This is a genomic window from Streptomyces sp. NPDC093149, from assembly GCF_044754145.1.
Classification (GTDB): domain Bacteria; phylum Actinomycetota; class Actinomycetes; order Streptomycetales; family Streptomycetaceae; genus Streptomyces.
Genome location: NZ_JBIVON010000001.1, coordinates 609723 through 624167 on the forward strand (window position 1 = coordinate 609723; position 14445 = coordinate 624167).

Sequence of the window (14445 nt, forward strand, 5' to 3'; positions counted from 1 at the left end):
TACGCTGGCTGAGGAGACGAGACTCTGCCCCATGGGAGCAATCATGAGTGCCGCACCCGAGCCCAGGCTTGAGAAGCAGCGGTACCGGTGGCCCGTCCCGCCCGAGGGCGGATGGACAGCGGACGACCTCGACCGGATTCCGGGCCTCCCGCCCCACACGGAGCTGATCGACGGGAGTCTCGTCTTCATGAGCCCGCAGCGGAAATTCCACACCCGCACGATGTGGTTGCTGGAGCAGGCTTTGCTCGCGCATCTGCCGCAGGATCTCGATGTCGACCGTGACATGACCATCAGGATCGACAAGCGGAATCGCCTGGAGCCCGACATGGTGGTCTACCGGGCGGAGGCGGACACCGGAGCCGACCAGACCTGGTACGAGCCCGAGGACGTCGTCCTGGCCGTGGAAGTGGTGTCACCCGACTCGCAGGACCGTGACCGCGACGTCAAACCGCGCAAGTATGCCGCCGCCGGAGTCGTTCACTTCTGGCGGGTGGAAGCGGACGCCGACGGTCTGCCGATCGTGTACGTGTACGAACTCGACCCGGCTCGGCAGGCGTACACCCCGACGGGCATCTACCACAACAAGCTCAAGCTGGACGTCCCGTTCCTGATCGAAGCGGATCTCACCCAGATCTACAGCCGCGGCAGGTAGGCGGCGCGTTCCCCGGGGGGCGGTTCCGCGCAGGCATCCGCCCTCGCACCCCTGGCCACTTGCGGCAACCGGCGGTAACTTCCGATCCCGTACGCCCTGGGAGCCCCGAGGAGTCGCCATGCCCGAGCCCACGCCCATACCCCTGGACCAGCTCCACTTCGCGATGCCGCCCGTCCACGAGTCCGTGGAGGAGGAGCGCGCGTACCGCAAGGAACGGCTGGTCGGGGCGCTCAGGCTGTTCGGGGAGTACGGGTACGAGGACGGGGTCTCCGGGCACATCACCGCGCGGGACCCGGAGTTCACCAGCTGCTTCTGGGTCAACCCCTTCGGGATGCCCTTCGACGGGCTCGTGCCGGACGAACTGATCCTGGTCAACGGGGAGGGGCAGGTCGTCGAGGGGCGGCGCCATGTCAACCAGGCGGCGTTCGCCGTCCACGCGCAGGTGCACCGGGCGCGCCCGGACGTCGTCGCGGTCGCGCACACCCACTCCCTGCACGGCCGGGCCCTGTCCGCGCTCGGCGAGCTCGTCGAGCCCATCACCCAGGAATCCTGCGCCTTCTACGAGGACCACGTGCTGTACGACGCGTACACCGGGGTCGTCGTCGACGAGGAGGAGGGGCGCCGGATCGCCGCCGCGCTCGGCGGGCACAAGGCGATCGTGCTGCGCAATCACGGACTGCTGACCGTCGGCGACTCGGTGGACGCGGCCGCCTGGTGGTTCATCGCGCTGGAGCGTTCCTGCCAGGTGCAGCTGGCGGCGCGGGCGGCCGGAAAGCCGGTGCTGATCGAGCACCGGGACGCGGTCGCCACCCGTGAGCAGCTCGGCAGCGATCTGGTGGCCTGGATCAACTACCAGCCTCTGTGGCGCCGGATCAGTCGCACATTCTGACGATCCGCGCCGTCGGGCCGCCCCGATGCGGCCCGGAGCCCTCCCGTACGGCACAATTCGCAGCATTAACAGCTGAGTTGGCTGTACCGGGAAAGGAAAGGGCGGCGTTCTCCGTGGCGTTGGACGAGGCGAGGGCGAGCAGCACGCACGGCGGCGGCTGCACGTGCGGCGACTGCCCGCACGGGGCGCGCGAGGGCCACCGGCGCGCGGTGGCCGCCTTCCTGACCAAGCGTGACGAATTCGCCGCCGGGCAGGGGCTGCCGGCCGGGGTCGCCCAGTCCGCCTCCGCGACCCGCCAGTGGGTCTCCGACGAGCTGACCCAGTCGGCCAGGACCGTCGCCGAACGGGGGCGGGAAGCGGGTGACGCCTGGCTGTACCGGGTATGGCGGCGCACCCTGATCGCGGTGTGGGGGAGCCTCGTCGTCCTGGTCGTCGCCGAATCCGCCACCGCCATCGGTGCGGGCTGGACCAACGCCCGTACGGCGGGACTGGTCGCCGGAATCGTCACCGCGGGCCTGCTGACCGGTGCCGCCCATGTCCACCGGGCCCGCGGCGGCCTCCTCGCCCCGGTGATCGGCGAGGACAACCGGCTCTCCACCTCCCGGGCGGTCGCCGCGTCCTGGGTGCTGCTCGCGGTCTTCTCCGTACTCGTGCTGGCCCTCCAGCTGGCGGGCGCCTCCGGCCACGCCGAGCGTGACGAACTGATCGAGGGGCTGGATCTGGCCCGGGGCGCCGGGGTGGTGACCGTGCTGGCACTGGTGTGCGCCGTCGCCGTGGTCGTACGCCGGGTGGTGACCGTACGCGCTCTGTCGGGGCGGCTGCAGAAGCTGCGCGCCGACCGGCCGCGCGCCGCCGATCTGCTCACCGACGACTCCGGGCGGGGCAGCTTCACGGATGTGCAGTACGTGCTGGTGAGCACCGTCGCCGTACTGTTCGCCGCGGTCCGCCTGACCCGCAGGCCCGAGCAGCTGCCCGACCTGCCCTGGGGGCTCGCGCTGCTGGTCACCGTCTCGGCGGTCGCGTACTTCGCCGGGAAGTACGCGGAGGGCGGGCGCCCGGTGGTGCTCTCGGTGGTCCGGGCCCGGGAGGCCGGGGATCTGGACGCTCCGATCCGTACCGGCGACGACATCGAGATCCGGGGCGCGGGCTTCGTGCCGCCCGGTGCCGGGACGCCGGACCGGCTGGCCCGCATGGTCGTCCGGATCGGCCGGGTCCATGTGCATGTGCCGCTGATCCCGGTCACCGGCGGCTTCGCCAACCCGACGGACGGAGTGCTCACCGTGCCGGTACCGGTGGAGGTGGAACCGGGGCTGGTGGAGGTGCAGGTCGTGACCGCTGCCGGAGTGGAGACGAACCGCGTCGAGATCGAAGTGACGGACTGACGGCCGGGGGAAGGCCCCGCCGGGTGACGGAGACCGGCCGACCGGCCGCCCCACCGGGTGGGCGGCACCCGCACCGCGTACGTATGGTCTGGTGACGGGTCTACGGAAGGCGGGACAGCCACATGCAGGGATACGGCGCCAACGTACGCGGTCTGGGCGAGCAGAGGGGGCTCAGGGAACTGGCGCGGGAGCACGCCCTGCTGCCGCTGCGGATCTTCCTCGGTGTCACCTTCGTCTACGCCGGGCTCGACAAACTGACGGACAGTTCCTTCTTCCGCGCGAGCGGCGCCGGATCCATCGGCGAGACCATGCACGCGGTACGCGACTCGTCCGCGATCCCGGCCCTCGTCGACCTCGCTCTGAAGAGCCCCGGCGGCTTCGGGTACGCCATCGCCATCGGTGAACTCCTCGTCGGCATCGCCACCCTCCTCGGTCTGTGGGCGCGGCTCGCGGCACTCGGCGGGGCGCTGATCTCGTTGAGCCTCTGGCTGACGGTGAGCTGGCAGGTCAAGCCGTACTACTACGGCAACGACCTGGCCTACCTCATGGCCTGGCTGCCGCTGCTGCTCGGCGGGGCCGCGGCGTTCTCCGTGGATGCCCTGCGCGCGTCACGACGGCGACGGATCCGGTAGTTCACCCAGGTCGTGGTGGCGGCCAGCCAGAGGCCGCCGAAGAACAACGGGAAGAAGAAGCGCCACGGGGCGTCCCAGGCCCCCGCCGCGTCCGCCGCGTATCCCGCTGCCAGGGCGAGCATGGCGAGGCCCGCCACCGCCCGTCCGGGACGGATCTCATGACGCAGCACGGGTGACCTCCACCTGTCCGATGCCGACTTCGAGAGTGAGCGCGACCGTGCCGGCCGGTTCGCTGCCCGGGGGCGGCGGAAGCGTCCTGTGTTCCTGCTGCGACGGATCGACGTTCACATCGACCCGCGGGCCCGTCGGCGCGCCGCTCGGCCGGCTGACCGGCAGCGTGATGTCGCCCAGGCCCGCCCGCGCGTCCACCTTCACCGTCACCGCCCTCGGTACGACGACGACCGCGCGGCCCGCCGCGACCCGCACCCGCGTCACGACGGTGTCGCCCCGGGGGACGTCGATCTCGGTGAGGTCCAGCCGCGCCACCCCCGAGCCCAGTTCGTAGTGCGGTCGGACCGCGGCCACCGAGGCGGGGCGCCAGCCCTCGCGCACCCACTGGGTGGTGATGTCCTTCGGCAGCGCGGACGCGCCCGCCAGCAGGGCCGCCGTGATCATCGACAGCATCACCGTGCCGAAACCGGTCCGGCCGAGGAACGCGCTGACCAGCATCCCCAGCCCGAACACCGCCAGCGCGCCGGCCAGACCGAACTGCAGACTCGTGCCCAGCGGGTGGGAGTCCCAGCTCAGGCCCGTGCCCAGGCCGCCCGCGATCAGCGCGAACAGGAAGACCAGGCCGCCGATCGAGGTCGGCCCCGTGGTGCCGGGCTCCGGCCGCGGTGCGCGGAACGGATCGTCCGCACTCGCTCCCCGCGGGCGGGTCGCCCGTCTGTCGAGCGTCACGTCGGCCGGACCCCACAGATAGCCGGGGCCGACCGGCCCCGACGTGCCGTCCTTGACGATCGGGTCCCGCCACCACGACGGGCTGCCCGGCGACGGCGGGGCCTTCACCTCGGGCGGCGCGTCCGCCACCGCCTGCGCGGTCGCCGGATGCAGCGGACCCTCGGGCGCCGCCGCCCTGCGGTTCTGCGTCCAGACGGCGAATCCGACGACCGCGAGCGACAGCATCGCGGAGAACGCCAGCGTGCCGCCGTTGCCCAGCATGGAGAGGAACAGTCCGCAGCCGATCAGCGCGAGCAGCACCGCGATGAGCGACGCGCCCTCGACACGGCCGGACAGCAGTCTGCGCGCCTCGTTCTCGTCCTCGCCCTCCAGCGGGATCAGCAGCCAGGCGAAGCCGTAGAAGATCAGCCCGATGCCGCCGGTCACGGACAGCACACCGAGCACGATCCGGAAGATCACCGGATCGACGTCGCAGTACCGGCCGAGCCCACCGCACACCCCGGCCACGACCTTGTGCCGCGGGCTGCGCCGCAGCTGCGGCCTCGGTTCGGGGGGCGGCGCGACGCCGGGCGAGGCGTCCTGGGGAACGGTCATGGCTCCATGGTGACGGGCCGGGCGCCCGTCCGGGACCCGCGCCGACCCTGGCCGATCCCTGATATTGCCCCCACGGACCCCTGGGGGCAGGCGCCCACGCGCCTTTGGGCCGGGCTCTCAGGGTCGAGTCGGGGGCGGACCCTGATGCCGTCACCCGTTCGGACATGTGACGATCGGTGCATGCCAGCCGCCACGTCCCGAGCCACGAGCTCCCTCAACGCCGACCCGGAGGAGCCGCCGCTGCGCAAGCTGTACCGCAGCGCCGACGGACGGCTGCTCGGCGGTGTCGCGCGCGGCCTCGCCGGGCACCTCGGGCTGCCCGTCGCCTGGGTGCGGTTCGTCTTCCTCGGCCTGTTCTTCGCGGACGGCCTCGGCGCGCTGCTCTACGCCGTGTTCTGGATCGTCGTCCCGCTCGGCGTCGGAGGCGTGGAGCCACCGCGCTCCGTCTTCGAGACCGCCCCGGACGGCAGACGCCGCCTCCGCAAACCCGACAAGGGCCAGGTCTTCGCCCTCATCGCGCTGTTCTTCGGCGCGATGATCTTCGTCGGCAATGTCGACATGGGCAGCAAGGCCGACCGCTACATCTGGCCCACGCTGCTGATCGGCGCCGGTTCGGTACTGGTGTGGCGGCAGGCCGACAACGCCCGGCGCGCCCGCTGGATGGAGGTCGGCAGCCGCCGCCGGGTCCTGCATCTGGCCCGGGGCCTCGCCGGGGTCGCCCTGGTCGGTCTGGGCCTGGCCGTCTTCATGGTGGTACGCGGCTCCGCGGCCCAGCTCGGCAACGTCCTGACCGCCGCGATCGCCGTCCTCACCGGCATCGCGCTGCTGGCCGGTCCCTACCTCGTGCGCATGACCCAGGACCTCTCCGAGGAACGCACGATGCGCATCCGGGCCCAGGAGCGCGCCGAGGTCGCCGCCCATGTCCATGACTCGGTGCTGCACACCCTCACCCTGATCCAGCGCAACGCCGAGGACGCGGGCGAGGTCCGCAGACTGGCCCGCGCCCAGGAACGCGAACTGCGCAACTGGCTCTACAACCCCGAGGGCACCGGCAAGGACGAGGACGACGAGCCCGAGACCCTCGCCGAGGCGGTCAAGCGCGCCGCCGCCGAGGTCGAGGACAAGCACGGCGTCCCGCTGGAGGTCGTCGTCGTCGGCGACTGCCCGCTGGACGAGAAGCTGGCCGCGCAGATGCAGGCCGCACGCGAGGCGATGGTCAATGCCGCCAAGTACGGCGGCGAGGGCGGCGCCGTGCAGGTCTACGCGGAGGTCGAGGGCCGCACGGTCTTCGTCTCGGTGCGCGACCGGGGCCCGGGATTCGACCTGGATTCCGTCCCGGGGGACAGAATGGGCGTACGAGAATCAATCATCGGCCGGATGCAGCGCAACGGCGGTACCGCGCGACTGCGTTCGGTGCCCGGCGGGGGCACGGAGGTCGAGCTGGAGATGGAGAGGGCGAGCGATGACCAAGACCACTGAGGCGACCGGGGGCCCGGAGCGCCGGGTACGGGTCGTGCTCGTCGACGACCACCGGATGTTCCGCACCGGCGTCCAGGCCGAGATCGGCCGCACCGAGGAGACGGGCGTCGAGGTGGTCGGCGAGGCCGCCGACGTCGACCAGGCGGTCGGCGTCATCACGGCGACCCGCCCCGAGGTCGTCCTCCTCGACGTCCATCTGCCGGGCGGCGGCGGCGTCGAGGTGCTGCGCCGCTGCGCGCCGCTCATGGGCGCCGTGGAGAACCCGGTCCGTTTCCTGGCGCTGTCCGTCTCGGACGCCGCCGAGGACGTCATCGGCGTCATCCGCGGCGGCGCCCGCGGCTATGTCACCAAGACGATCACCGGCACCGACCTGGTCGACTCGGTCTTCCGGGTCCAGGAGGGCGACGCGGTGTTCTCGCCCCGGCTGGCCGGCTTCGTCCTCGACGCCTTCGCCTCCACGGACGCGCCGCCGGTCGACGAGGACCTGGACCGGCTGACGCAGCGCGAGCGCGAGGTGCTGCGGCTGATCGCCCGCGGCTACGCGTACAAGGAGATCGCCAAGCAGCTGTTCATCTCGGTGAAGACGGTCGAGTCGCACGTCTCGGCGGTGCTGCGCAAGCTCCAGCTGTCGAACCGGCACGAGCTGACCCGGTGGGCGACGGCGAGGCGGCTGGTCTGAGAGCCTGCCGGGTGACCTCGGACCGGAGGTCGCCCGACAGGCTCCGAGCCGGCCGGCCGCGGTCCGGACCGGCTCAGGACGGCTCTCGTGGGCCACCATCCGTCCCGCCGTCGAGCCGCGTCCCCCTGCTCGCCCACCGAGAACGCCCGTTCGTGTCGGATCCCTCCGGCACCGGGACATGGGCCACCACCAGCCGTGGCCTGACCGTGCGGCAGGACGGACCCGGCGAAGGGCCGGACCGTCAGGTACATGTTCCGGGCGCGCCGGCAGCCGTGAAGCCGGTGTCGATGTCGCCCAGGCCCTTGATGGCGGCATTGAGGTTCTGGCCGGGGGCGGGAGGCCGGCCGAGGGTGCCGCCCGGCGTGCCGGTGGTGATGAGATCGCCGGGGCGCAGGGTGGTCACGGTGCTGGCGTGGGCGGTGAGGGTGGCGACGTCGAAGTACAGCTCGGAGGTGTTGGCCTTCTGGACCGGTCGGCCGTCGAGTGCGGCCGTCAGGGTCAGCCCTCGCCCGCCGGGCGGAAGCTGGTCAGGAGTGACCAGGACCGGCCCGATGAGGAGGACGGAGCGGGCGGGACGGGCCGGTGGGGCGGACCGGGAGTCCGACGGTTCCTCGGAGTCGTCCAGGACGCGCAGGTGGTTGATGACGACGTATCCGGCGATGTGACGGAGGGCTGCGGCCGTGGGGATGCGGTGGGCGTGGCGCGAGACGACGACGCCGAGTTCGACGCCCCACTCCATGCGCCGGCAGGGGGCGTGCGGGGTGGGGAGCGGGACGGTCGCCCTCGCGCCCGCCGTGGTGTGCGGGCGGGTGATGCTCACGGACGGGACCGGGGGACGCTGCTGATTCAACTCCCTCGTGCGGGTGGGGTAGTTGGGCCCTGCGCGGATGACTCTGGCCGGGGTGAGCAGAGGTTCTGCCGTCGTAGCCGCGTGGAGCGGGAGCTGTTCGCCGCCGTGGGCTGCCGCGCGTTCCGCCCAGTCGGGGCCCGATGCGATCAGGGCGCCCACGTCGCGATGCGGCAGGAGCGTGAGGTGCTTCTTGTCCACGCGGGCGGCGGCGGTGCGGTCACGTGTGACTCGGATCGTGGTGAGCCTCATCGGTGTCGTCCTTCGGCGCGGTGGTCGGTTCGGGCAGGAGCAGGCGGAAGGTGCAGCCTTCGCCGGGGCGGTTGTGCAGTTCGAGGCGTCCGCCGTGCGCCGCCGCTATGGCGGCGGCGATGGCGAGTCCGAGCCCGGATCCGGGTTCGGGTCCGGATCCGGGCTCGGTGGGGTGGCTGAGCGGTGCCGCGCGGTAGAAGCGGTCGAAGACGTGGGGGGCGTCGTCCGGCTTGATGCCGGGGCCGTTGTCGGCGACCTCGATGACGCAGACGGGTGTGCCGGGCGGCAGCGGCGGGCCGCTGCCGAGGCTGCCGTCGGTACGCGCACCGGTGCGGGTGGCGCCCACTTTGACGGTGACGCTGCTGTCGGCGGGGGTGTGGGTGCAGGCGTTGGAGAGCAGATTGCCGAGCACTTGGGCGAGTTGGTGGGGGTCGCCGGGTGTCTCGATGATGTCGAGGCCGCGTTCGGGGCCGGCGGGGTGGGCCGCGAGTGGCTCCAGGGTGATGGCGCGGTGGGGGTGGCGTATCGCGGTGGTGGCGATGGCGTCGGCCGCCAGGGAGAGGAGGTCGACGGGTTCGCGGTGTGCGGCGGGTGTGTCGCCGAGCTTGGCGAGGAGGAACAGGTCGTCGACGAGGCGGCTCATGCGGTCGGCGTTCCGGGCGATCAGGGTGTGTGCCTCGTGGCGTTGCCGGCCGGGCATGCCGGGTTCGTCGAGGAGGAGTTCGGCGAAGCCCTGGACGGCGGTGAGCGGGGTGCGCAGTTCGTGGCCGGCGTCCGCGAGGAAGTGGCGCAGCTGCTGTTCGGAGGTCTCGGTGCGGTGCAGGGCGGTGCGCAGGCGGTCGAGCATGGTGTTGAGGGCCAGGCCGAGTCGGCCGACCTCGGTGTCCGGGTCCGCCACGGGGACGTTGAGTTCCAGGGCGCCCTCGGTGATGTGCTGGGCGGTGTGCTCGACGCGGGTGAGCGGGCGCAGTCCCAGGCGGACGGCGCCGTTGCCCAGGACGACGACCCCGACGGCGACGGCGACGCCCAGGCCGAGGCTGAGCCAGAGGAGTTTGGTGGTGGCGCCGTCCACGGTGTCCAGCGGCAGGGCGACGACGGCACGCATGTGGTCGGGCCCGAAGTAGGCGATCACCCGCCAGCCGGACCCCGTGGCACCGCCCTCGTTCGCAACGGTGCTCGGCCGCCCGGTGGGCAGGTCCAGGTCGGCTGCCCGCCGGGGAAGCCGCGGCCCCGGACCGTCGCCGCTTCCCAGGGAGGCACGCAGCAGGCGTCCGTCCTCGTCGTAGAAGAAGACGCGATAGTCCGAGGGCAGCGCGTTCTCCGAGGTCGGCGGCCGTAGCGTTCCGTCCACGGCGATGTCTTCGTAGACGCGGTCCGGGGGCCGGAAGTGGGAGAGCCGGTCGTCGACCTGGTCGGTGAGCCAGCCGCGCAGGACGGTCAGGCCGGCGAGCTGGCACAGGAGGACGGCGCTGGTGGCCAGCAGGCCGGCGATGAGGACGAGGCGGCTGCGCAGGGAGCGCGGGCGCAGTCGGCGTGGCCACCTCATCGCGCGGCGGTGTGTGTCTCGTCGCGCGGCAGCCGCAGGCAGTAGCCGACCCCGCGCACGGTGTGGATCAGCGCCGGCGGATCGAGGTCGATCTTGCGACGCAGGTTCTTGACGTAGGTGTCGACGATGCGGGTGTCGCCGGAGAAGTCGTACTGCCAGACCTGCTGAAGGATCTCGGCCTTGTCCAGAACACGCTCGGGGTGGGTCAGCAGGCAGGCCAGGAGCCGGAATTCGGTCGGCGACAGCTTCAGCGGGCGGCCCGCGCGCCGTACTTCGTGGGTGGCCTCGTCCAGGGTGAGGTCGGCGTAGCGCAGGGGTGGGCGGGTGCCGGTGGTGGAAGCGGGTGCGCTGCTGCGGCGCAGGATGGCGCGGATGCGCAGCAGCACCTCCTGGACGTGGAAGGGCTTGGTCACGTAATCGTCGCCGCCGGAACTCAGGCCGATGATGCGGTCCTCGACACCGCTGCGGGCGGTGAGGAACAGCACCGGTGTGTAGACACCCTGCGCGCGCAGGTCGCGGGTGAGTTGGAAGCCGTCGGTGTCGGGCAGCATGACGTCCAGGACGATCAGGTCGGGTCGGCGCTTGCCGGCCTCGAACATGGCTTCCTGTCCGCCGGCCGCGCTCGCCACGGCATAGCCGGCCGCGCTGAGCGCGGAGGTGAGCAGGGTACGGATGCTGGCGTCGTCCTCCACGACCAGGACGGTGTGCCTGGCGGCGGGTGTGCGCGTGAGGGTGTGCTGGTCGATCACGTTCTGGCACCTCGGGGTACGGACAGGTGGAGCTGTGGCAGGGCGAGTCCTGGTCGTGTGGCGCGACAGTAAAGAGGAATCCTGTGCGTGAAGGGTGTGGATCTTCCGTGAACGCCCATGTCCTGGCATCCCGGGCCGCCTCCGGGAACAGAGGCGGCCCGGGACGCCGGAGTTCTCAGCCGGTCGCCTCCTTGTCCTCGGCCAGGGCTGCGGCGCGGTCGCTGACGGTCTTTTCGAGCTTGGCCACGGCGCTGTCCAGTTCCTTGGAGCCGGCGCCCGTGGAGCGTGCCTGCTCCGCGACGGCCTTCAGTTCCTCTGCCGCCGTGCCCGAGCCGTAGAACTTCTCGTACAGCTCCCGGTACGCCTTCTTGTAGACGCCGTCGAAGGCGTCGGACTCGAGGAACTTGGTCTTCAGGACGTGCTGCATGAAGCCCCCCTTGCCCCCCTTCGCGTCCGGACCGCCCGCTTGACCGGGCATTGCCTGGCCGGGGCCGCCCGCCGCCCCGCCAGGCATACCTTCCGGCATTCCCTCGGGCATCCCTTCCGGCATTCCTTCCGGCATTCCTTCGGGCATGCCGCTGGGCATCGCGTCGGGCCGGCCCTGCGGCGCGCCGGACGGGGCGCCGGAGGGCGCTGCACCGCCTGCGGGTGGCTGCTGCGCGTCGCTCTCCTTGCCGTCGGCGGTGCTGTCGTCGGCCTTGCCCCCGGCGCCCGCGTCGCCGCCCGGCATGCCGCCCATGCCGATCGAGTCGTCCGGCCCGGCCGCCGTGTCCCCGCTGAAGGTCAGGTTGTAGTCCCAGCCCAGAACGGAGAACTTCCTGGTGTCCAGGTCGTACCACAACAGGTAGTTCTTGCCGGGGCCGGCCATGTCGTCGAAGTTCAGCAGCAGGTTCTGCGTGGCGAGGTAGGTGGCCAGCGAGTCGACATCGACGTACTTGCCGAGATCCCGGGCGAACTCCTTGTCCGAGGCGTTGTTGGCCCACTTGATGAGCTTCATCACCGGTTCGAGGTCCTGGCTGCCCTTCTTGTTGAGCTGCTTGAAGGAACTCTCGTACTCGGTGGGGTCGTCACCGTGGTAATCGAAGTTGCCGCTCGCCTTGGACTTGTACAGCACGCCGTTGCCGTCGGCGATGTCGTCGGCGTAGTCGGTGTCGGGTGCCTCGACCATGAGGCGGGTGGCGGCGGGCCGGTTGTTCACCTTCAGCTCGGTGAAGCTGTACCGCTCGGCCTTCTGCCCGCTCTCCTCGGTCAGGGACAGCGTCAGTGCCTCGTTGAGGGGCACCTGGCTGTTGCTGCCGGGGCGCAGCGAGATCTCCCGCTCGCCCTGGTAGGCACGGCCTCCGACGTACTCGTCGACCTTGACGAGCCAGGGCAGTTCCTCGGGTTTCTTCGCGGAGAGGTCGTACTGCACCATCCCGGCCATCCCTGCCATGCCGCCGGCTCCGCCGGGACCGCCGCCCGCCTTCCGGCCCTGGCCGCGGTCCCGGCCTCCGGCCTCGCCGGGGGCGCCGGCCGGAGCGCCCTGCGCGGCATCGGGCAGGGCCCGGCCGCCACCGGGCATGCCCTTGTTGCCGCGCAGGGACGACAATGTGGAGTTTCCTTTGAGGCGGATCCCGACGTCATTGAGGTGGACGCCGTCGATGATCAGGTCGGCCTCGATGTAGTCCTTGGTGCCGTCCTTCTTGAACTCCTTCATCATCTTGTTGAAGTCGGTCTGCTCGTAGGTGAGCTGGATCGAGTGCGACACCGAGGTGTCGTACAGGTCCACCGTTCCCTCGACGTCGTCGGTGATGGCGTCCGCCTCGGCCCGCGAGGACGACGTCACGTACGGGGATATCCGCGCGTCGCCGAGGAAGGCGACCATCGCGGCGAGCCCGACGCCCAGCGCCGCGGTCGGCTTCCAGTGGTGACGCAGCCGGACGGGCAGCCGGTCCCGCAGCCGTCGCCCGCGCTGCGCGGTGGTCTCGCCGCTCATCACAGATCCGTCGTGTCGTAACCGGTCAGAACCGTGACCCGCTGGCCGGACGTACGTTCCTGCAGCGCAGCGACCAGGTCGCCGGGCTCGGCTCCCTTCTTCAGGCGCACCGTGTAGAAGACCTCGCTCAGTGCCCCGCCGCGTATCGTCTCCGTGCTCACCAGCTCGAACTCGCTGGTGTACTTGATCAGCACGTCACGGATCTGCGGCGTGTAGTCGTCGCCGGCCGGGACCTGGACCTTGACGACCTGTCGCTGCACGTTCAGCGCGAACCAGTCGAACTTGAACATCACCAGGACGACGGCGCAGATCACGACGGCGCCGACCGCGGCCAGCGTGTAGAAGCGGGCACCGCAGGCCATGCCGATCGCCATGGCGAGGAAGATGAAGCCGACGTCCCTGGTCTCCTTGACCGCGTTCCTGAAGCGGACCACGGACAAGGCGCCGACGAGCGAGAACGCGCGGGCGAGGTTCGAGCCGACGACCAGCATGATCAAGGCGACGATCATGCCGACGACGACCAGGGTCTGCACGTAGGACTGGCTGTAGGACACATTGCGGTGCGTGTACCGGTACACGTAGCCGATCAGCGTGGACAGGATGAACGACAGCGCCATCGCCGCCACGACATCGGCCACGCTGAACGTGCCGCTGAGTTCCTGCAGATCGAGATCGAAGTTCACTTTGCTCCTGCCTTCAACGGCGCGTCCTGCGCCGGCCGCTGTGGAAGCGGCTGTTCTTCAGTGGGGGTGGGCGGCGGGTAGTCCGCCTCGTTGATGTGGAAGACCGAGCGGGGGGCCAGGTCGAACGCCTCGATGGACTGCACGTACTTGGAGACCCGGATGAGGCTGAGGTTGCGCCGCGCGGCCAGGTCGGTGATCCAGTGCGGGGTGCGCTCGTTGACCTTGATCTCCATGACCGACAGGTGCGGCGGGATCGTGAACCGGTTCTCCGGCGTGGCGGTGCCGAAGTGGAAGTCCCGGTCCCGGCCGCGGATACGGCGGTCGAAGGTGACCCGCAGGCCGGTGTCCGCGGCCCGCCCGACCAGGGCTTCGCGCTGGTAGCCGGTGATGGCGGTGGGCTGCAGGTCGAGCCGCACGACCAGTTCGAGGACCTCCTGGACGAAGGCGCTCTCCTTCGGCGAGTGGTCCACCATCTGCCGCGCGTCGCACAACTGTCGTGCCACGCCGTAGGGAAGGGTGATGCGTCGCTTCTGTGTGACCCGGTTGACGCGCTGCTTGATCTCGACACAGACCGGCGACTCGTCGGTGACCCCGTCGAGGTTTCCGTAGTGACGGATGCGCAGCTTGCGGCGGAACTTCAGACCCTCGATCTTCTCCCAGTAGAAACGGAGTCGAGGAGTGTCGTAGTACAGGCTCCACACGCCGTAGCCACCGACCGGGCTGTGCAGGTCCTGGTCCATCCGCTCGGCCAGCTCGTCACGGATCTCCGCGGCCTGTTCCACCGGGACCAGGTACTTCAGCTCGAACCGGTTGAACGCGTGCAGCCGACTGGCCACATGCAACGGCTCCTCGCTCGCCCCGCCCCCGCTGTCGTCCGTCCGGGCCCCATCTGCCCGGCCCTCGCGCGCCCCGGCTGCCTTGGACAGGAACACCATGCGCCTCCTTGCTCATACGTTGCGGACCGACCGGCCTCGCACACGCAACCAACGGCGCATGAAGAGCCCATGAGAATCACGGGTTGATTTCAGGAGTCTTCGAAGAGACGGGAAAATGAACGCCGGGCGACCACGGGCCGCTGGCCCGATACGGCGGCGGGAAGTTTCCGGCGCCGGAGCACGCCTGCCGAGCGGAGGAGCACCGGACAGGTGGGAGCGGGCGAGCAGCCGGAGGCCGCTCGCCCGCCGCC

General features: G+C 71.0%; 13 protein-coding genes. 6 read left to right on the forward strand and 7 right to left on the reverse strand.

The features are described 5' to 3' along the window. Nucleotides 1–43: 43 nt before the first annotated feature. The 4 genes from ACIQCZ_RS02990 to ACIQCZ_RS03005 all read left to right on the forward strand — a co-directional run bounded on the left by ACIQCZ_RS02990 (nt 44) and on the right by ACIQCZ_RS03005 (nt 3555). Complete coding sequence (locus ACIQCZ_RS02990; RefSeq protein ID WP_402279036.1) at nt 44–652, forward strand: Uma2 family endonuclease; 609 nt, start codon at nt 44–46, stop codon at nt 650–652. A gap of 118 nt (nt 653–770) precedes the next feature. Beyond that, on the forward strand, nt 771–1541 hold the full coding sequence (locus ACIQCZ_RS02995) for a class II aldolase/adducin family protein (protein ID WP_402279038.1): 771 nt from the start codon (nt 771–773) through the stop codon (nt 1539–1541). A gap of 113 nt (nt 1542–1654) precedes the next feature. Further along, nucleotides 1655–2923: a hypothetical protein gene (locus tag ACIQCZ_RS03000; RefSeq protein ID WP_402280199.1), complete on the forward strand. Its 1269-nt coding sequence runs from the start codon at nt 1655–1657 to the stop codon at nt 2921–2923. Between the two features lie 122 nt (nt 2924–3045). Beyond that, nucleotides 3046–3555: a DoxX family protein gene (locus ACIQCZ_RS03005; protein WP_402279040.1), complete on the forward strand. Its 510-nt coding sequence runs from the start codon at nt 3046–3048 to the stop codon at nt 3553–3555. A 156-nt stretch (nt 3556–3711) separates the two neighbouring features. Here the strand turns inward: ACIQCZ_RS03005 and ACIQCZ_RS03010 are convergent, their stop codons facing one another. After that, a complete protein-coding gene (locus ACIQCZ_RS03010) occupies nt 3712–5049 on the reverse strand; it encodes a PspC domain-containing protein (protein ID WP_402279042.1) in 1338 nt (445 codons plus the stop codon). A 180-nt stretch (nt 5050–5229) separates the two neighbouring features. On the opposite strand from ACIQCZ_RS03010, the gene ACIQCZ_RS03015 reads away from it, so the two are divergent. Then, nucleotides 5230–6528 carry a PspC domain-containing protein gene (locus tag ACIQCZ_RS03015; protein ID WP_402279044.1) on the forward strand — a complete coding sequence of 433 codons (1299 nt, stop codon included), beginning with the start codon at nt 5230–5232 and terminating at the stop codon, nt 6526–6528. Continuing rightward, a complete protein-coding gene (locus ACIQCZ_RS03020; RefSeq protein WP_402279046.1) occupies nt 6512–7207 on the forward strand; it encodes a LuxR C-terminal-related transcriptional regulator in 696 nt (231 codons plus the stop codon). The genes ACIQCZ_RS03015 and ACIQCZ_RS03020 overlap by 17 nt, the downstream gene beginning before the upstream one ends. Before the next feature lie 241 nt (nt 7208–7448). On the opposite strand, the gene ACIQCZ_RS03025 is transcribed toward ACIQCZ_RS03020, so the two are convergent. From ACIQCZ_RS03025 to ACIQCZ_RS03050, 6 genes are all read right to left on the reverse strand, one after another. Further along, nucleotides 7449–8306: a fumarylacetoacetate hydrolase family protein gene (locus ACIQCZ_RS03025; protein WP_402279048.1), complete on the reverse strand. Its 858-nt coding sequence runs from the start codon at nt 8304–8306 to the stop codon at nt 7449–7451. Then, a complete protein-coding gene (locus ACIQCZ_RS03030; RefSeq protein ID WP_402279050.1) occupies nt 8275–9852 on the reverse strand; it encodes a sensor histidine kinase in 1578 nt (525 codons plus the stop codon). Before ACIQCZ_RS03030 ends, ACIQCZ_RS03025 begins: the two co-directional genes overlap by 32 nt. After that, nucleotides 9849–10601 carry a response regulator transcription factor gene (locus ACIQCZ_RS03035; protein WP_402279052.1) on the reverse strand — a complete coding sequence of 251 codons (753 nt, stop codon included), beginning with the start codon at nt 10599–10601 and terminating at the stop codon, nt 9849–9851. Before ACIQCZ_RS03035 ends, ACIQCZ_RS03030 begins: the two co-directional genes overlap by 4 nt. 175 nt (nt 10602–10776) lie before the next feature. Beyond that, nucleotides 10777–12576 (reverse strand): CotH kinase family protein, encoded by a 1800-nt coding sequence (locus ACIQCZ_RS03040; protein ID WP_402279054.1) that lies wholly within the window; start codon nt 12574–12576, stop codon nt 10777–10779. Further along, nucleotides 12576–13259 carry a DUF4956 domain-containing protein gene (locus ACIQCZ_RS03045; protein ID WP_402279056.1) on the reverse strand — a complete coding sequence of 228 codons (684 nt, stop codon included), beginning with the start codon at nt 13257–13259 and terminating at the stop codon, nt 12576–12578. Before ACIQCZ_RS03045 ends, ACIQCZ_RS03040 begins: the two co-directional genes overlap by 1 nt. After that, nucleotides 13256–14194, reverse strand: coding sequence for a polyphosphate polymerase domain-containing protein (locus ACIQCZ_RS03050; RefSeq protein ID WP_402279058.1), 939 nt, complete (start codon nt 14192–14194; stop codon nt 13256–13258). Before ACIQCZ_RS03050 ends, ACIQCZ_RS03045 begins: the two co-directional genes overlap by 4 nt. Nucleotides 14195–14445: the final 251 nt, after the last annotated feature.